This window comes from Mycobacterium simiae (assembly GCF_010727605.1).
GTDB lineage: Bacteria > Actinomycetota > Actinomycetes > Mycobacteriales > Mycobacteriaceae > Mycobacterium > Mycobacterium simiae.
Window position 1 is genome coordinate 1,308,375 of the sequence record NZ_AP022568.1, and the last position, 17,888, is coordinate 1,326,262.

Here is a 17,888-nt window from a genome sequence, read left to right on the forward strand (position 1 = left end):
GCTCAGACCCCGCCATCGCTCACCTGCGTCGTCACCCTGCCAGCCGGGGCGAGCCCGGCGAGCTCGCTCGCGTCGGGAAGTTCGGCCGGGCTGATCGTGACGCCGGTACGCACGTAGTGGAACGCGGTCCGCACCGAGGACTCCGCACATCCGGACAGCGCGGCCCACGCCAAGCGGTAGACCGCGAGCTGGACGGCGGCCTGCCGCATTGCTTCCGGTCCCCGCGGAGGTTCCCCCGTCTTCCAGTCCACCACGGTGGCCCCGCCGTCGGGTTCGGCGAAGACGGCGTCGATACGCCCGCGCACCACCGTGTCCCCGATGGCCATCTCGAAGGGCACCTCGACGGCAATCGGTGTGCGCGCTGCCCACGGCGATCGGGTGAACGCCGCCTGGAGTGCGGCCAGCTCGTCGGTGTGGCCGAACTCCGAGTCCGCCGCGCCGGGCAGATCGCCCAAATCGAACAGCGCCTCCGTCCCGTAGAACTGCTGCACCCAGGAATGAAAGGCATTGCCCAACAATGCATGCGGATCGGGCCGGGTCGGCAGCCGATGCACCAGCCGCTGCACCGCGCCGTCGGGGTCGCGGGCCAAATCCACCAGGCCGCTGACCGACAGCTGGCTGGGCAGCACGCGGGCGGTCCGCCGCTCGGAACGCGCACGCTCGGCCAGCAACGCGTCGACATCAGTGGCCCAGCCTTCGATGTCGACGCAGTGTTGCGGCGCGCCCACAGCCATCGCCGCCGCCACCAGCGCCGCCCCGTGCTCGACGTCAGCGCGGCAGTCGGCCAGCGGATCGACGGGCCATACCGCTTCGATAACGTTGTTGCGCAACGGGTTTCGTTCTCCATCGGAGGGCGCCGGCGCCCACTGCTCGACCACTGGGCATTGATCGCCGACCCCAGCCGACCGGTCGATGATGTCTTTGAGCTCACAGAGGAATTCCGACGGCCCGCGGGGTTTGATCCCGGTGGGACCCCAGTGATGGCCGGAGACCAGCAGCGTGTCCTCGGACCGGGTGATGCCGACGTACAACAGCCGGCGCTCTTCGTCGATGCGCCGCTGCTCCAAACTGCGGCGATGCTCGGAGATCTTGTCCGACAGCTGCTTACGGTTGGTGACGTCCGACAGGTCGAGCACCGGGATGCCCAACGAGCCGGCCGAGGCGCGATCACCGCGCAACAGCGGCGGCAGCTCGGCCGCATCGGTGAGCCAACTACTGCGCGACGCGGTCGACGGAAACGTTCCGCCGGACAAGTGGGCCACCGCGACCACCTCCCACTCCAGGCCCTTCGCCGAATGCACGGTGAGCACCTGAACCCGGTCCCGGGCCGCCGCCAACGGCGCAGGCGCCAAACCGTTTTCGACGGTCTCGGCCACGTCCAGGTAGGCAAGCAAACCCATCACCGAAGCGGCCGCCGCGCTGTGGCGCTCCGGCGTGCTGTTGCGCTCGGCATAACCGGCGACCACGTCGGCGAAGGCGTCGAGATGTTCGGCCCCGGCCCAAGCGCGGTGACCCGCGGCGGCGCGGACTTCGCAATCCAGCCCCAGCGTGCGTCGCACCTCGGCGACCAGGTCGGGCAGCGAATGCCCCAAATGGCCACGCAAGGCGGTCAGCTCGCCGGCCAATGCCGAAATGCGTTGATATCCCGCGACTGAATACGCGCTGGCGGGTCCGGGATCGTCGATCGCGTCGGCCAAACATGCAGTGTCGTCGATGCGGGACGGGCTGGCCGCCAGCGCGATTGCCTGGGCGGAGGACTCGGCGGCCGGGTGTGCCGCGTACAACGCCCGCGCCCGCCGCCACAACGCGGCGACGTCTCGCCCGCCCAGTCGCCAGCGCGGACCGGTCAGCACCCGCATGGCCGCGGCGCCGGCAGTGGGATCCGCGACCAGCCGCAGCATGGCCACCAGGTCGGCGACCTCGGGAACCGACAGCAGTCCGGCCAAACCGACCACCTCGACCGGGATGCCCCGCGCGCGCAGTGCCTTGGCGATCGGCGCGGCATCGGCGTTGCGGCGCACCAGCACCGCCGCGGTCGGTGGGCTGACGCCGTCGGCCGCTACCCGCTGGTAACGCTCGTGCAGGTGATCGGCGATCCAGTCGCGTTCGGCCTGCGCGTCGGCCAGCAACGCGACGCGGACCGTGCCGGGTGCGGCATCGGGCCGCGGTCGCAGCGCGTGCACTGCGACGGATCGGCGACGCGCATCCGCCGAGATGGCGTTGGCGATGTGCAGGGCGCTAGGCGGGTTACGCCAGCTGGTGCGCAGTTCCAGGACCGGCGCCGGCGTCCCGTCGGAGCGGGGGAAGTCGGTGGTGAACCGCGGCAAGTTGGTCGCCGAGGCACCGCGCCAGCCGTAGATCGACTGAATGGGATCGCCGACAGCGGTGAGCGCGAGTCCGTCGTCGACACCGCCGCCGAATAGCGCCGACAGCGCGATCCGCTGGGCGTGGCCGGTGTCCTGGTATTCGTCCAGCAGCACCACCCGGTAGCGGCTGCGCAGGTCCGCTCCGACCTGCGGGCAGTTCACCGCAAGCCGGGCAGCCGCCGCCATTTGTCCACCGAAGTCCATCGCCTTCGCCTCGCGCATTCGTTCCTGCAATGCGTCGAGCAGCGGCACCAGTTCGGTGCGTTCGGTCTGGGCGGCCAGCAGCCGAAGCAGCCATTGGCTGGGCCCGCGGTCACGCTGGTAGGGGCCGGCGGGTAGGGCGTGCACCAACCGCTCCAACTCCAGGTGCGTGTCGCGAAGCTGATCGGTGTCCACCAGGTGCTCGGTGAGCTGTCCCCACAGCCGCAGCACCATCGCGGTGACCGCGGCCGGTGTCTTGTCGGTGCTCAGCTGCCCGTCGTACCCGTTGACCACGTCGAAGGCCAGCTGCCAGAGCTCGGTTTCGCTGAGCAGCCGGGTGTCTGGCTCGACCGGCAGCAAGAGGCCGTACTCACGCAGTAGCGACCCGGCGAACGCGTGATAGGTGCTGACGGTGGGTGCGCAGGTGTCGGGGGATCCGATAATGCCCAGGCCGATGCCGGACAGCCTGGCCAGCCGGGACCGGACCCGGCGCAACAGTTGACCGGCGGCCTTGCGGGTGAACGTCAACCCCAGCACCTGGCCGGGATCGGCGTAACCGTTGGCGATCAGCCATACCACCCGCGCGGCCATCGTCTCGGTTTTTCCGGCACCCGCCCCCGCTATCACGACCACCGGACCCGGCGGCGCGGCGATCACGGCGGCCTGCTCTTCGGTAGGCGGGAAAAGACCTAGCGCAGAAGCCAATTCGTGCGGACTGTAGCGCGGCTGCGGGGTCATCAGGGACTCCCTTCGAGATGGGCGGGGCAGCATGGCCGCAGCGGGCAGTGTGAGCAGCCGTCGTTGCGCCGGGCGACGAACTGCGGGCCAGTGGTGGCGTCGGCCGCCTGCTTGACCAACTCACGCCATTCGTCGTGGGCGGCCGGCGTCAACGGGTCCTGCTCGCGGACGGTCGCACCGGCCGGACCCGTCTTGCCGATGTAGACCAGCCGTGCGCCGCCGGGCTCGGCGTCGAGTGAGCTTTCCGGCATCAAGCCTTCAGCCACGGCCAACTGGTACATCGCCAGCTGCGCGTGTTGTTGCGCGTCGTCCTTGCTGACGGGCGATTTGCCGGTCTTGACGTCGACGATGACCAACCGCCCGGCCCCGTCGCGTTCCAGCCGGTCGACCCGCCCGCGCAACCGGACTTCGCCACCGCCCTGGCGCGGCGTCTTCAGGGCGCCGTCGACATCGACCTCGACGCCGACCTCCGTCAGCTCGCCTCGCGTCCGGGCACGCCACTCGACGAACGCCGCGATCATGGCACGGTGTCGGGTCAGCTCGTTCTGCGAGTGCCAACGGGCCTGGAACGGCAGGTGCTGCCAGGCCCGTTCCAACTCCGCGACCATCTCGGCCTCGGTTCGGCCCGGTTCGGCGATCACGGCGTGCAACAGCGACCCGAGCGTGGATCGCAGCTCGCGCGGGTTGGTTCCGCCGTGTCGTTCGACCAGCCAGCGCAGCGGGCAGTCGCCGAGCGTCTGCAGCGTCGACGGTGTCAAGGTGACGGCAGCGCCGGCATCGGCGAGCGGATCGCTGGTGCTGACCGCGGTCAGCCCGTGCCAGCCGGACGGGTCGGCGCCGGGCACGCCGGCCTGCGCCAGCCGGGCCAATTGCGTAGCCGCACAACGTCGAGCGTCGTCGTCCACGGCATCGGGCGGGGCGCAGACGACACCGCGCAACCTACCGACAAGCGCCGGCGACGACAGCACTCGCGGTGCCGAAACAGGCTGACAAGAACGCGCAGCTGCGTCATCATCGGCCCACTGGGCGACCTCGAAGAAGAACGGCGATGGCAGCGCGGCCCCGTTGTCGGCACCGCCGGCATCACTGTCGACGGCGGTGATCAGCAATCGGCGCCGAGCCCGCCCCATCGCAGCGAGCAGCAACCTGCGTTCCTCGGCCAGCAGCGGCGCCCGGACCGAGGCGTCCGCCGACACCCCGTCCACGACGTCGAGCAGTCGCTGGGTGCCCAACACACCACCGCGCGGAATAGTGTTGGGCCACAAGCCATCCTGCAATCCGGCGATCACGACCAGGTCCCATTCGTGCCCCAGCGCGGCGTGTGCGCTGAGTACTCGAACCTGCTCCGGCGTCGCCGCGGGCTCGGTCGTGCCGCCCGGGACCTGCAGCGCCGCGACGTGCTCGATCAGACCCCGCAACGACGCGCCGGGCGTCCGGGACACGTATTGGTCGGTGACATCGAACAACGCGGTCACCGCATCGAGGTCCCTGGTGGCTTGGGTGCCCGCGGCGCCGCCACGGTCGCTAGCCGCCAACCAACGACGCTGCAGACCGGACTGCTGCCACGCCGCCCACAGTGTGTAGCGCGGATCTTGACCGTCGGCGTGGCAGCGCGCGGCCGCCTGCAGGACCGCACGCACCCGCTTGAGGGCGCGGGAGCCCGCGGTGGGGAGCGTCTCGGCGCGCAGCACGGCCACCACCATGTCGCCGAGAGTTGCTGACGCGCCCGCGGATTGGTCACGCAGCAACGCCCGGCGCAGTTGCCGCAGCGAAACCGGGTCGACACGACCGATGGGCCCGCTCAGCAGTTCCAGCGCCTGGTCGCCGTCGAGTCCATCGGCGGTCGCGGCCAGCACGGTGAGCATCGCCCGTACGGCGGGCTCTTCGGCCAACGACCCGCTGACCGCCGGCGCGGCCACCGGTACCCCGGCCGCGGCCAGCGCCCTTGGCAGCCGGGCGCCGGCACGTGGCACCGACCGCACGATCACCGCCATCTGCGACCAAGGCACGTCGTCGACGAGGTGGGCGCGCCGCAGCGTGTCGGCGATCAACGCGGCCTCCGCATGCGCCGACGCCGCTACGCGCACGGTGAGCGATCCCTCCTCGGCGCCGGTGCCGGTGATCTGTCTGCCCGCACTGCTGCCCGGCAGCCGTTGCGCCACGCCGCTGACGGCACGCGCCACCGCGGGCGCACACCGATGCGATTCGGTCAGTGTCACCGCGGGCGTGTCGCCATCGAGCAGGCCGGCCGGCTCGCCACCCCGGAAGCCGAACACCGCTTGATTGGGATCCCCGGCCAGCAGCGCCAATTCGCTTCCGGCGGCCAGCGCCCGGACCAGGCGGGCCGCCTGCGGGTCGAGTTGCTGCGCGTCGTCGACCAACAGGACCCGGATCCGGGCGCGCTCGGCGGTCAGCAACTCGGTGTCGACCGCGAAGGCCTCCAGGGCAGCACCGACGAGTTCGGCGGCACCCATCGCCGGCGTCGTCGCCTGCGGCGCCGCGGTTCCGACCGCCGAGCGCAGCAGCATCACCTGCTCGTACTGTTGCGCGAATCGACCCGCCGCGGTCCATTCCGGCCGGCGGGCGAACCGGCCGAGGCGTTGCAACTCCTGCGGGTCTACCCCGCGTTCGGCACAGCGCGCCAACATGTTTCGCAGTTCGCTGGCGAACGCCGCGGTGCTCAACGCGGGCCGCAGCTGTGGCGGCCACCCGGTGGCACCGTCTTCGAGGTCCCCGGCCAGCAACTCCCGGATGATCGCATCCTGTTCGGCGCTGGTGACCAGCCGCGGCGGCGGGTCACCGGCCCGCTCCGCGGCGCGACGCAAGACCGCGTAGGCGTAGCTGTGCACGCTGCGGACCAGCGGCTCGCGGACCGCCGATCGGCTCACGCCGGTGGCGCGCAGCACCGCCAGCGTCAACGCGCTGCGCTCCCGCGTCCCAATCCGGCCCGAGCCGGTAAGCAGCAGAACCGATTCCGGGTCTACACCCGCGGCAACCTGAGCAATCGCGGCATCGACGAGCAGGCTGCTCTTCCCGGTGCCCGGACCGCCGAGAATGCGGATCAAGCCGCGGGTGCGCGGCACCAGCACCGCGCCCGCCTCGGCACCCCAGGTCAACGACATACCGGCATAACATCACGAGGGTCTGACAAGCCGGCCCGGTTACGACCAGGGGTGTCGGCCGACCCTGGCATCATCGAGGCGTGACCACCGATCTGCACGTGCACCAATTCGGACCCGCCGCCCCGATTCAGTTTCTCGCCCTCCACGGGCTGACCGGCCACGGCGAGCGCTGGAAGCACTTGAGTGAATACCTGCCCGAGATCTCCTTCGCCGCGCCGGATTTGATCGGCCACGGCAGATCGTCCTGGGACGCGCCGTGGACCATCGACGCCAACGTCGCCGCACTGAGCACGTTGCTCGACGACGTGGCCGAGGCCCCGGTGCTGGTCGTCGGGCACTCCTTCGGCGGGGGTTTGGCCATGCACCTGGCGGCCGCCCGGCCGGACCTGGTGTCGGCGCTGTTGCTGCTCGACCCGGCGGTTGGTTTGGACGGCGCCTGGATGCGTGACATCGCCGAGCGCATGTTTGCCTCGCCCGACTATCCCGATCCCGCCGAGGCGCGCGCGGAAAAGGCCACGGGTTCTTGGGCGGACGTGGACCCCGCCGCGCTCGACGCCGAACTCGACGAGCACCTGATCCAGCTGCCGAGTGGGCGCTACCGCTGGCGGATCAGCGTGCCGGCGGTGCTGTCGTACTGGAGCCAGATGGCCCGTCCGGTGGTGTATCCGCCGGCGGGAACGCCGACCGTGCTGGTGCGCGCTGCGTGGACGACCCCGCCCTACGTCAGCGACCAGCTTGTTGCGGGGCTGCAGGACCGCTTAGGCTCTGACTTCGAGGCGCTGACCTTCGAGTGCAACCACATGGTGGCTGGCGCGAAGCCGACCGAAGTAGCCGCGCTGATCCGCAAGCTGTTGCAGGCGCGCTGACCGTGCCGCCGGTGACCGACCAGCAAGTCGAGCGGGTGCGCGCCCTAGTGGCGGCCATCCCTTCGGGTCGGGTCTCCACCTACGGCGACATCGCCGCTGTCGCGGGCCTTTCCAGCCCGCGGATCGTCGGCTGGATCATGCGCACCGACTCGTCGGATCTGCCCTGGCACCGAGTGATCACGGCGTCGGGGCGCCCGGCCCGGCACCTGACTACCCGGCAACTCGAAATGCTGCGCGCCGAGGGGGTTCTCGCCGTTGACGGCAGAATTGCGCTCGGCGAAGTTCGCTACGAGTTTCCCTCGGACTAGAGCACCAACCGAATTAGGGCGGCCGTGCGCGCCAGACCGGGGAAGGCCTCCGCCGTCGAACGAGGATGCAGCGCATGCACTGCAAGGCGAAACATCAACGCGCGCAACAACATCTGCGGCCACTCCGGCAGCGCGTTCCAGCGTTCGATGAGCCCGTCGTCGGCCTCACCCCAGGACAGCGCGTCGACGACGACGACGCCGGCCGCCCACGAGGCCGGCCGCCAGTACGGAGTGATGTCGGTGATGCCGGGTGCTGCGGTGCCGATGAAAAGTACTGTCCCGTAAAGGTCTCCGTGCACCAGCTGGTTGGGGCTTTTGGTCGGCTTACGCAGCGTCGCGAGCTGGTTGATCAGCTCGACCGAGCGCTGCCCGTCCGCGGTCGGCGGGGCGGTGCGCGCACCCGGTGGAATCGACTGCAGCGGACGCTCTTCCCATGCGGCACGGTCAGCGGCGATGAACACGTCGACGTCTGACCACGGAGCGGTCGGCCCCTGCGTCAGGAATCGGGGGCGTTCCAGTTTGCCGGTGGCCTCGTGCAGTCGCACCGCGGCGGAGACGACCTCGTCGTGCCGGGGCTCGGGCGTGCCGGCGACGAAGGTGTCGGCACGCCAACCCGAGACGACGTATCGGCCGTCGGTCGAGCGGACTGGACGGGCCAGTCGCACGCCGTCGACGAACAGCGTCTCGCGAACCCGCGCCGACCAAGCGGCGCGGGCGTGGTCGGCCACGACGGAGAGGACGACTTCCCCGCACCGCCAGCCGCCCTCCCAACTGGCACCCAGGGCGATGGGCTTAACCCCGGCCAAACCGAATGCCGAAAGCACATGCTCTGGCGGCGGTTCGACACTCACGCGGGTTAGCCTAGCCGGGCGACGATGCGCGTCATTACGACGCGCTGAGGAGGGCGGCAATCCAGCCTAGCCGGGCGACGATGCGCGTCATTACGGACGCGCTGTGGGGGCACCCCCAGGTGCGCAGCACCGAGGGGGCGAGGGCGGCAATCCAGCCTAGCCGGGCGACGATGCGCGTCAGTACGGACGCGCTGTGGGGGCACCCCCAGGTGCGCAGCACCGAGGGGGCGGGGGCGGCAATCCAGCCCAGCCGGGCGACGATGCGCGTCAGTACATCACCATGTCGGGTTGCATCTGCTGAGCCCACGCCACGATCCCGCCCTGCAAGTGGACGGCATCCGAGAAGCCGGCCTTTTTCACCGCGGCCAGTGCTTCGGCCGAGCGCACGCCGGTCTTGCAATACAGCACCGCCTGACGGTCATGCGGCAGCTTCGCCAGGCCCTCACCGGAATTGAGCAATGACTTCGGAATCAGCTGCGCGCCGTCGATGTGGTTGATGTCCCACTCGACCGGCTCCCGCACGTCGATCAGAGCCAGCTTCTTGCCCGAGTCCAGCAGCTCGCGCAGTTCCTGAGGGGTGATGGTGGAGTCACTGGTCGCCTCGGCCGCGTCCTCAGAAACCGCGCCGCAGAATCCCTGGTAGTCGATTAGCTCGGTGATCTTGGGCGTCGACGGATCCTTGCGAATCCTGATCGTGCGATAGCTCATCTCCAGCGCGTCGTAGATCATCAACCTGCCCAGCAGCGATTCGCCGATGCCGGTGATCAGCTTGATCACTTCGGTGCCCATCACCGACGCGATGGACGCACAGATGATGCCCAGCACGCCTCCTTCGGCGCACGACGGCACCATGCCCGGCGGCGGCGGCTCCGGGTAGAGGTCGCGATAGTTCAGGCCCAGCCCGTCGGGGGCGTCCTCCCAGAACACCGAGACCTGCCCCTCGAAGCGGTAGATCGAGCCCCACACGTAGGGCTTGCCGGCCAGCGCCGCGGCGTCGTTGACCAGATAGCGGGTGGCGAAGTTGTCGGTGCCATCCATGATCACGTCGTATTGCGCGAACAGGTCCACGGCGTTGTCCGCCTCCAGCCGGAACTCGTGCAGCCGCACATCGACCAGCGGATTGATCGCGTGGATCGAGTCGCGCGCCGACTGGGCCTTGGGGCGCCCGACATCGGCCACCCCATGAATGATCTGGCGCTGCAGGTTCGATTCGTCAACGACGTCGAAGTCGACGATGCCGATCGTCCCAACTCCGGCCGCGGCCAGGTACAACAACGCGGGCGCGCCCAAGCCGCCGGCGCCGATCACCAACACCCGGGCATTCTTCAGCCGCTTCTGCCCGTCAACGCCCACGTCGGGGATGATCAGGTGGCGGCTGTACCGGGCGACTTCGTCGCGGCTCAGCTCGCCGGCGGGCTCTACCAATGGCGGCAACGATGCGGACACCGAACATCTCCTCGGTCAACTGCGCGACTCACTAAGAGAAGTAAACGCCGCTACCCCGGGCGTTGCTTCCACTCAACGCGTCGCCGCAGCTAGGCGATGGGATACGGCCAGGGATTGGGGCGGCAGACCTTCCCGTCGGCCTTGACACTTTCGGGGTCGAACTGGGCGCCGTCGTCGTTGGAGGTCGAGAACGTCTGCTGCATCATCACCGGAGCCAATGCGCCCTGCTTGTCGCACGGCTCGTGACGCACGTAACCGATGGCGTGGCCGACCTCGTGGTTGACGACGTACTGCCGGTACGAGCCGATATCCCCTTCGAAGGGCACCGCCCCGCGCACCCAGCGCGCTTCGTTGATGAACACCCGCGCCTGGCGGTCGGGCCCGTAGACGGGGTTGTAGCAGGAGGTCTCCAGCCGGAACTCGTAGCCGCAGCCCTCGCGCACCGTGACCGGGGATACCAGCGAAATCCGGAAATCGGGCTTGGCCCCGTTGGACCCGTCGATCCTGACGAAGGCGAACTGCGGATTGTGCGTCCAACCCTTGGGGTTGGCCAGCGTCTGATCGACCATGGTCGCGAATGCATCGTCACCGCCGAACATTGCGGGATCCAGACCGTTCTCGACCTCGACGCTGTACTTGAAGACCTTCGCGGTGCCCTGCCCGATCTGCGGCGTGGTGCCTGGCACAATGCGCCACGTCTTGTCGCCGGCTTCGGTGAACGGCCCGCCGTCCGGCAACGTCCCGGCCGGCAGGTTGGCGTCGAAGGTGGCCAGGCCGCGCGGCGGCGCGTCGAGAATGGCCGTGCCCGTCGCGCCGATCGCCGGCGGGCCCTGAATGGGTTTGACCTCGGTCGGTTTGGGCTCGCCGACGCCGGTCACCGTCTGATAGATGACGACCGCGGTGAGCACCACCAACACGGGCAGCGCGTAGGCGCGCCAACCGTAGGTCGACACGAACCGGCCCAGCCAGGTTTGCTTGCGCCAACGCCGGGGCCGCTCCCGGTCGGCGCGCGCCCGTCCGGGACCCGCGGCGATGGGGTCGCGCAGCGCGCGAAGGGGCTCCCGCCACTCGTCGCGCAGCACGGGCACCCGACCGGGGCCGTGCGTTGGCGGCTCGGACGTCATTGCCCCAGGATGGCACAGCCGCGTGCTCGGGCGCCCCTGGCGCGCCCGACAACACCCGTTCCGCCTGCGTCGACGGCGGCGATGCCGGTCGTGGGCACATGATGGGTAGTAATGTCTGTGCGACGAGCGAAGCGCGGCCAGCCTGTTGGATGGCTGGTCGCCACGATCCAAATGAGGACCAAGTGAGCGATCTCGCCAAGTCGGCGGCACGGCGTGCTGTCAGATCGGGTGACCGCGGACGGCCCAGTGACGGCATTGCGAATGCAAACCGGCGGGGTAACCGGTTGCCGCGCGACGAGCGTCGCGGCCAGTTGCTGATCGTGGCCAGCGACGTCTTCGTCGACCACGGCTATCACGCGGCCGGCATGGACGAGATCGCCGATCGGGCAGGAGTTAGCAAACCCGTTCTGTACCAACACTTTTCGAGCAAGTTGGAGCTGTATCTGGCGGTGCTCAACCGGCACGTCGACAATTTGGTGTCGGGTGTGCAGAACGCCCTGAGCACCACGACCGACAACCGGCAGCGGTTGCATGCGGCGGTCCAGGCGTTCTTCGACTTCATCGAGCACGACAGCCAGGGCTACCGGCTGATCTTTGAAAACGACTACGTCACCGAGCCTGAGGTCGCCGCGCAGGTGCGCGCGGCCACCGAATCGTGCATCGATGCGGTATTCGCGCTGATCAGCGCCGACTCGGGCCTGGACCCCCACCGCGCCCGGATGATCGCGGTGGGTCTGGTCGGCATCAGTGTCGACTGCGCCCGTTACTGGCTGGACTCAGATCGCCCGATCTCCAAGTCGGACGCCGTCGACGGCACTGTCGCGTTCGCGTGGGGTGGGTTGTCCCACGTGCCGCTCACCCGCTCTTAGCGGGTCTTTCCGCTCGGCTTCGCCTCGGCGCCCAGGCCGATGCCGAAGCCAACTCGGCGGCTGTCGGCGGCACCGATCTCGACGTAGGCGATCTTGGCGGTCTGGATCAGGTAGCGTCGGCCCTTCTCGTCGCTGAGGCTGAGCAGGCCCGAGCCCTCACGCAGTGCGGCGTTCACGGCATCTTCCACCTCGGTGGGCGTCTGTGCGCTGGCGAAGACCAGCTCGCGCGGGCTGTCCGTGATACCGACCTTGACCTCCACGATGGCCCCTTCCGTAGTTCTTCCGTCGCAGGCGTGTCAGCTGCAGGCTAGTGGACGCGACCGGTGCCCCGGCCACCGGCGCGAGTTCGCGGTAAGCGAAACCGTTTCTAACGGCCGATAACGATTCGTTCTCAGCTAGGTCAAGGCGGCCGTTCGGCGCCGATGCCGGCGCTTTCACGTCAGTAACATCGGCACCATCAGAAACACGCTTGATGATCGTCCCGGCCTAGTCCGTGGCCGCGTCCACGACTACCCCGACGACGACGCCTACGCCGGAGCCGATTACGACGGCTACGGGGATGATGGCTACGACGAAGACGATTACGTCGACGACGAATACGACGAATACAGGGAGCTGCTGTGGCCCGTCGGCAGCTGGCGACCGGCCGTCGCACTGCTGGGCGCAATCATCGCGATCGGTGCCATCGCGACCGCGGTCATCATCAACAGCGGCGACAGTGCCTCGACGAAGGGCACGGTGGCTCCGGCTCCCACGACCCTGACGTCCGCGCCGCGGAGCTCCAGCACGCCGACCGCTTCGCGCAGCCCGTCGCCGAGCACCTCCGTCGCTGGGCAGCTACCGCCGGAGACCGTCACGACCCTGACTACGCCGAGCGCGGCCCCGACCGTGCCGCCGCTGGTCTCCCCGCCTCCCGTGGTCGTACCACCAAGGGCCGCAGTGAATCCCAACACCGTGTATTACAGCGTGACCGGAACGAAGCAACTGCTCGACCTCGTCAACGTCGTCTACACCGATGCTCGCGGCTACCCTCAGACCGAGTTCAACGTGTCGCTGCCGTGGACCAAAGTGGTGGTCCTGAACCCCGGGGTGACGACCCGTTCCGTCGTCGCTACCAGCATCGTGGGCCGGCTCAACTGCGCGATCGTCAATGCCGAGGGCAAGGTAGAGGTGGCGTCGGCCAACAACTCGAACCTGGCGACCTGCACGCGCTAAGTCCGATGGCCGTGACCCGCTGCGAACAGCTGCGCCGCGTCCGCGATCACGGCTGAGCCTCAGCTCAGACCCAGCTCGCGCATCCGTCGGTCGTGGGTTTGCTGCATGCGTTCGAAGAACGCGCTGAGCGCGCCCAGCCCACCCGCGCCTGATACCACCAAGTCGACCAGCTCATCGTGGTCGGCCAGCAAATACTGGGCCTGGGTGATCGCCTCACCGAACAGTCGGCGAGCCCACAGCGCCAGCCGGCTGCGCTGTTTGCCGCTGGCGGTGACCGCGGCGCGGACCTCGGCGACGACGAACTGCGAGTGCCCGGTTTCGGACAACGCCGCCCGCACCACATCGGCGACCTCGTCGGGCAGCGTATCGGCGATCTCGAGGTACAAATCGGCGGCCAGCGCGTCGCCGACATAGGTCTTCACCAACGCTTCCAGCCAGGTGCTGGGCATCGTCAATCGGTGGTAGTTCTCCAACGCCGACACGTACCGCGACATCGCCGAAACCACGTCGACACCGCGGCTTTCCAGGGCATCGCGCAGCAACTCGTAATGCATCATCTCGGCGGCCGCCATGCTCGCCATCGAGATGCGTCCCCGCAGGTCAGGAGCCATGCGGGCCTCGTCGGTCAGCCGGTAGAAGGCGGCCACCTCGCCATAGGCGAGCACTGCCAACAGTTCGTTGATGCCGGGGTGATCCGCGCTGATTCCTGGGGAAGCCGGATCGTCCACTTGGTCGGCAGAGGAGGCCGAAGTCATGGGCATCACTGTAGTCGGCGGACTGGTGCGAGGATGGGTTGCAGCTGTCGACCAGCTATCATGCAGATAGATAGTGGCTGTATTTCTTTCTGCCGCCGCTATCGGCGAAATGTGCGTGCACAGTTGGCCCGCCTGAATTCAGCGGGGACCAGCGACTCGGCGACTTGGGAGTCGGAATTCGTGCGCGCGTGACCGCGACAGAAAACCGACCCAATCGAATAGTCACCGAAAGGTACCTCACCTACGCATGACCGCACTCACAAGCAAAACTGAACCCACTTTCGCTCAACTCGGCGTCCGCGACGAAATCGTCCGAGCGTTGGCCGAAAAGGGCATCGAGCACGCGTTCGCCATCCAAGAGCTGACCCTGCCGATGGCGCTGGCCGGCGACGACGTCATCGGCCAGGCCCGCACCGGGATGGGCAAAACCTTGGCCTTCGGCGTCCCCCTGCTGCAGCGCATCACCAACGGCGTCGGGGTGCGACCCCTCAACGGCACGCCCCGCGCGCTGGTCGTAGTCCCCACCCGGGAACTCTGCCTGCAGGTCACCGAGGACCTGGCCGCCGCCGCCAAATACTTGATCGCCGAGGACGATCGCCCGCTGTCGGTGGTGTCGATCTACGGCGGACGTGCTTACGAGCCGCAGATCGACGCGCTGCGCGCCGGCGCCGACGTCGTGGTGGGCACCCCGGGTCGCCTGCTCGACCTGGCCCAGCAGGGCCACCTGCAGCTCGGTGGGCTGTCGGTGCTGGTCCTCGACGAGGCCGACGAGATGCTCGACCTAGGCTTTTTGCCCGACATCGAGCGCATCCTGCGCCAGATCCCGGCCGACCGGCAGTCAATGCTGTTCTCGGCGACCATGCCGGATCCGATCATCACCCTGGCCCGCACGTTCATGGACCAACCCACCCACATCCGGGCCGAGGCCCCGCACTCGGCGGCCACGCACGACACCACCGAGCAGTTCGTCTACCGCGCCCACGCGCTGGACAAGGTGGAACTGGTCAGCCGGGTGCTGCAGGCCGAGGGCCGCGGCGCGACAATGATTTTCACCCGTACCAAGCGCACCGCACAGAAGGTGGCCGACGAATTGGCCGAGCGCGGGTTCAAGGTCGGTGCCGTGCACGGCGATCTCGGGCAGATCGCCCGCGAAAAGGCGCTCAAGGCGTTCCGGGCCGGTGATGTCGACGTGCTGGTGGCGACCGATGTGGCCGCCCGCGGTATCGACATCGACGACATCACGCACGTCATCAACTACCAGATCCCCGAGGACGAGCAGGCCTACGTGCACCGCATCGGCCGTACCGGTCGCGCCGGCAAGACCGGTATCGCCGTGACCCTGGTCGACTGGGATGAACTGCCCCGATGGGCCGGGATCGACAAAGCCCTGAACCTGGGGTCTCCCGACCCAGCCGAGACGTACTCCAGTTCGCCGCATCTCTATACCGAGTTGGGTATTCCCGCCGACGCCAGCGGCACCGTCGGCACGCCACGCAAATCGCCGGTCAAGCGGCGCGAGACCGAGCAGCGCACCTCGACATCGGAGCGGCCCGCGCGGACCCGTTCGGGAAATCGCCGACGGCGCACCCGCGGCGGCCAGCCCGTGACTGGTCACCCGGACGGCAGCAACGGCCCGGCCGCTGAGGGCGACGGCGTAGCCGCCGAGACACCGACCGGTGCGGCGTCGCCGAACGGCAGCGCCGGAACCAACGGCGGCGGGAAGAGCCGTCGTCGCCGTCGCCGCAAGCCCGCAGAAGCCGCCGCGCAAGCCAACTGACCGACAGCCCAGGCATGGTCAAACCCGAACGCCGCACGAAGGGCGATCTGTTGGCCGCCGCGGCAATCGCGGTTGTTGTGGTGGTCACCGCGGCACTGATCTGGTGGACCAGCGATGCCCGGGCGACGATCAGCCGGCCCGCCGCGACGCCGGCGCCCAACCCGAGCCTGGCCCGCGAGGTGCCGGGCAGCCTCAAGCAGCTGTGGACCGCCGACAGCTCCGCCAGCACGGCCCCCGTGATCGTGGGCGGAACGGTAGTCACCGCCGAGGGACGCGAGGTGACCGGGCGGGATCCCGGCACCGGTCAGACGCGTTGGAGCTATGCGCGTGATACCGCGTTGTGCGGCCTGTCCTGGGTGTATCACTACGCCGTCGCGGTCTACCGTGACGACCGCGGCTGCGGACAGGTCAGCACTATCGACGGGTCCACCGGCCGGCGCGGCCCCGCCCGCAGCAGCTATGCCGACCCGCAGGTGCACCTGTCGTCGGACGGCACCACGGTGTTGTCGGTCGGCGACACCCGCTTGGAGCTGTGGCGCTCGGACATGGTCCGGATGCTGGCCTACGGCGAGACCGACGCCCGGGTGAAGCCGTCGGCGCGCGGGCTGCATTCCGGATGCACGCTGCACTCGGGGGCGGCCAGCTCGCTGGCCGTCTCGGTGCTGGAGACCTGCGCGAACCAGGCAGACCTACGGCTGGCGTTGCTGCGTCCGGGAAAGGAAGACGACGAGCCCCAGCAACATTTCGTCGCCGAGCCCAGGCTGGGGCCGAACTCTGGTGCGCAGGTCCTGACCGTCTGGCAGAGCAACACGGCTGTGTACCTGCCCGGTGTTTCCGGCACGCAGCCGCGCGTCGAGGTGATCGACGAAACCGGCACCACCGTCGGTAGCACGCTGCTGCCGAAGGTGCCGTCGAAGTCGGTGGTGTCGCAGGCCGGCAACCTGGTGACCTGGTGGACCGGCGATTCCGTGCTGGTCTTCGAGGCCAGCAGCCTGACCCTGCGCTACACCATCGCCGCGGGCCCGCAGACCGTTCCGCTGGGGCCCGGCACCATGATGGCGGGCAAGCTGTTGGTCCCCGTGACCGGCGCGATCGGCGTCTATGACCCCGTCACCGGTGCCAACGAGCGCTACATTCCCGTGCACCGAACGCCGACCGACACCCCGGTGGTGCCGGCCGTGTCCGGTTCGAGAGTGTTTGAGCAGCGGGGCGACTCAGTGGTAGGGCTGGGCTGAACACCCAGCGGTTAATGCGTCGCCCGTGGGCCGGCGGCGTTGAATGTGGACTGTTGGCGGCGACACGCCCCGGGCCCTTGCACCGCGACCGCACACCCAACGCCATCGACGCACGCCGAAAGGCGCTGACCTGCGCCTGGGCCGACTTACGCGTCGACGGCGAACGTCGGCAGCGGTTTCCCGGTCTTCCAGTGCTTGATCAACGCCCGGGCCAGGTCCGAATAGGCCACCGCGCCCTTGTTCTTGCGGCCCGACATCACCGACGAGCCCGACGCGCTGGCCTCGGCGAAGCGCACGGTGCGTGGGATCGGCGGCGCCAGCACCGGCAAGTTGTAGCGGTCGGCGACGTCGAGCAGCACGTCGCGGGTGTGGGTGGTGCGCGAGTCGTACAACGTCGGCAATGCGCCCAGTAGCCGCAGGTCCGGGTTGGTGATCTGCTGGACGTCGGCGACCGTGCGCAGGAATTGGCCGACGCCGCGATGCGCCAGCGTCTCACACTGCAGCGGCACGATCACCTCATCGGCGGCCGTCAGGCCGTTGAGGGTGAGCACGCCCAGCGACGGTGGGCAGTCGATGACGACCACGTCGAATTGGTCGGCGACCTTGGCCAGCGCGCGTTTGAGCGCATACTCGCGGCCGGCCCGCATCAGCAGCATCGCCTCGGCGCCAGCCAGGTCAATGTTGGCCGGCAGCAGCGTCATTCCCTCGATCGTGGCGACGAGTGCGGCGCCCGGCTCGACGTCACCGAGCAGCACCTCGTGCACCGACACCGGCAGCTTGTCGGGATCCTGCCCGAGCGAGAACGTCAGACAGCCCTGCGGGTCCAGGTCGACGAGCAACACTCGGCGGCCGCTTTCGGTCAGCGCGGCGCCCAGCGAAGCAACCGTCGTTGTCTTGGCGACTCCGCCCTTTTGGTTGGCCACCGCCAGTACTCGCGTCTCACTCACACTTGCCATCCTGGCACGTTCGGTACCTGTTGCTCAGGACTTCCCTCGCGGGATCCGGCAACGCGTCA

15 protein-coding genes are annotated in these 17,888 nt (G+C 68.9%); 6 read left to right on the forward strand and 9 right to left on the reverse strand.

Annotated elements, in window-relative coordinates:
- Positions 1 to 2: 2 nt before the first annotated feature.
- Both G6N33_RS05970 and G6N33_RS05975 read right to left on the reverse strand, forming a co-directional pair.
- Entirely contained in the window at positions 3 to 3,305 is a 3,303-nt protein-coding gene (locus G6N33_RS05970; protein ID WP_163771477.1) for an ATP-dependent helicase, read from the reverse strand.
- Positions 3,305 to 6,427, reverse strand: coding sequence for an ATP-dependent DNA helicase (locus G6N33_RS05975; protein ID WP_101528665.1), 3,123 nt, complete (start codon positions 6,425 to 6,427; stop codon positions 3,305 to 3,307). The genes G6N33_RS05970 and G6N33_RS05975 overlap by 1 nt, the downstream gene beginning before the upstream one ends.
- Positions 6,428 to 6,507: 80 nt before the next feature.
- On the opposite strand from G6N33_RS05975, the gene G6N33_RS05980 reads away from it, so the two are divergent.
- Positions 6,508 to 7,293, forward strand: a complete 786-nt coding sequence (locus G6N33_RS05980) for an alpha/beta hydrolase (protein ID WP_044510129.1) — start codon at positions 6,508 to 6,510, stop codon at positions 7,291 to 7,293.
- 2 nt (positions 7,294 to 7,295) lie between these two features.
- A complete protein-coding gene (locus tag G6N33_RS05985) occupies positions 7,296 to 7,601 on the forward strand; it encodes an MGMT family protein (RefSeq protein WP_044510128.1) in 306 nt (101 codons plus the stop codon).
- On the opposite strand, the gene G6N33_RS05990 is transcribed toward G6N33_RS05985, so the two are convergent.
- The 4 genes from G6N33_RS05990 to G6N33_RS06005 form a co-directional block, all read right to left on the reverse strand.
- Entirely contained in the window at positions 7,598 to 8,452 is an 855-nt protein-coding gene (locus G6N33_RS05990; RefSeq protein WP_044510127.1) for a TIGR02569 family protein, read from the reverse strand. The two genes, G6N33_RS05985 and G6N33_RS05990, sit on opposite strands and share 4 nt — an antisense overlap.
- A 34-nt stretch (positions 8,453 to 8,486) precedes the next feature.
- Positions 8,487 to 8,759, reverse strand: coding sequence for a hypothetical protein (locus G6N33_RS05995; RefSeq protein WP_163771479.1), 273 nt, complete (start codon positions 8,757 to 8,759; stop codon positions 8,487 to 8,489).
- Positions 8,720 to 9,898, reverse strand: a complete 1,179-nt coding sequence (gene moeZ, locus G6N33_RS06000; protein ID WP_044510126.1) for an adenylyltransferase/sulfurtransferase MoeZ — start codon at positions 9,896 to 9,898, stop codon at positions 8,720 to 8,722. Before moeZ ends, G6N33_RS05995 begins: the two co-directional genes overlap by 40 nt.
- Before the next feature lie 89 nt (positions 9,899 to 9,987).
- Positions 9,988 to 11,022 carry a DUF3152 domain-containing protein gene (locus G6N33_RS06005; RefSeq protein ID WP_081662199.1) on the reverse strand — a complete coding sequence of 345 codons (1,035 nt, stop codon included), beginning with the start codon at positions 11,020 to 11,022 and terminating at the stop codon, positions 9,988 to 9,990.
- Between the two features lie 182 nt (positions 11,023 to 11,204).
- Between G6N33_RS06005 and G6N33_RS06010 the strand changes: the two genes are divergently transcribed.
- A complete protein-coding gene (locus G6N33_RS06010) occupies positions 11,205 to 11,891 on the forward strand; it encodes a TetR/AcrR family transcriptional regulator (RefSeq protein WP_044512936.1) in 687 nt (228 codons plus the stop codon).
- Here the strand turns inward: G6N33_RS06010 and G6N33_RS06015 are convergent.
- Positions 11,888 to 12,151, reverse strand: coding sequence for a DUF3107 domain-containing protein (locus tag G6N33_RS06015; RefSeq protein ID WP_044510124.1), 264 nt, complete (start codon positions 12,149 to 12,151; stop codon positions 11,888 to 11,890). The two genes, G6N33_RS06010 and G6N33_RS06015, sit on opposite strands and share 4 nt — an antisense overlap.
- A gap of 187 nt (positions 12,152 to 12,338) precedes the next feature.
- Between G6N33_RS06015 and G6N33_RS06020 the strand changes: the two genes are divergently transcribed.
- Positions 12,339 to 13,106 (forward strand): MmpS family transport accessory protein, encoded by a 768-nt coding sequence (locus tag G6N33_RS06020; RefSeq protein ID WP_081662198.1) that lies wholly within the window; start codon positions 12,339 to 12,341, stop codon positions 13,104 to 13,106.
- A gap of 59 nt (positions 13,107 to 13,165) precedes the next feature.
- Here the strand turns inward: G6N33_RS06020 and G6N33_RS06025 are convergent, their stop codons facing one another.
- Positions 13,166 to 13,861 carry a ferritin-like fold-containing protein gene (locus G6N33_RS06025; protein ID WP_044510122.1) on the reverse strand — a complete coding sequence of 232 codons (696 nt, stop codon included), beginning with the start codon at positions 13,859 to 13,861 and terminating at the stop codon, positions 13,166 to 13,168.
- A gap of 247 nt (positions 13,862 to 14,108) precedes the next feature.
- Between G6N33_RS06025 and G6N33_RS06030 the strand changes: the two genes are divergently transcribed.
- Both G6N33_RS06030 and G6N33_RS06035 read left to right on the forward strand, forming a co-directional pair.
- A complete protein-coding gene (locus G6N33_RS06030; RefSeq protein ID WP_044510121.1) occupies positions 14,109 to 15,638 on the forward strand; it encodes a DEAD/DEAH box helicase in 1,530 nt (509 codons plus the stop codon).
- A 14-nt stretch (positions 15,639 to 15,652) separates the two neighbouring features.
- Entirely contained in the window at positions 15,653 to 16,873 is a 1,221-nt protein-coding gene (locus G6N33_RS06035; RefSeq protein WP_101528596.1) for an Rv3212 family protein, read from the forward strand.
- Between the two features lie 146 nt (positions 16,874 to 17,019).
- On the opposite strand, the gene G6N33_RS06040 is transcribed toward G6N33_RS06035, so the two are convergent.
- Positions 17,020 to 17,820 (reverse strand): ParA family protein, encoded by an 801-nt coding sequence (locus tag G6N33_RS06040; RefSeq protein ID WP_101528597.1) that lies wholly within the window; start codon positions 17,818 to 17,820, stop codon positions 17,020 to 17,022.
- Positions 17,821 to 17,888: the final 68 nt, after the last annotated feature.

Coding starts and splice junctions, on each gene's coding strand:
- G6N33_RS05970 (WP_163771477.1), bottom strand. CDS start 3,305: ATGACCCCGCAGCCGCGCTACAGTCCGCACGAATTGGCTTCTGCGCTA.
- G6N33_RS05975 (WP_101528665.1), bottom strand. CDS start 6,427: ATGTCGTTGACCTGGGGTGCCGAGGCGGGCGCGGTGCTGGTGCCGCGC.
- G6N33_RS06005 (WP_081662199.1), bottom strand. CDS start 11,022: ATGACGTCCGAGCCGCCAACGCACGGCCCCGGTCGGGTGCCCGTGCTG.
- G6N33_RS06025 (WP_044510122.1), bottom strand. CDS start 13,861: ATGACTTCGGCCTCCTCTGCCGACCAAGTGGACGATCCGGCTTCCCCA.
- G6N33_RS06030 (WP_044510121.1), top strand. CDS start 14,109: ATGACCGCACTCACAAGCAAAACTGAACCCACTTTCGCTCAACTCGGC.
- G6N33_RS06035 (WP_101528596.1), top strand. CDS start 15,653: ATGGTCAAACCCGAACGCCGCACGAAGGGCGATCTGTTGGCCGCCGCG.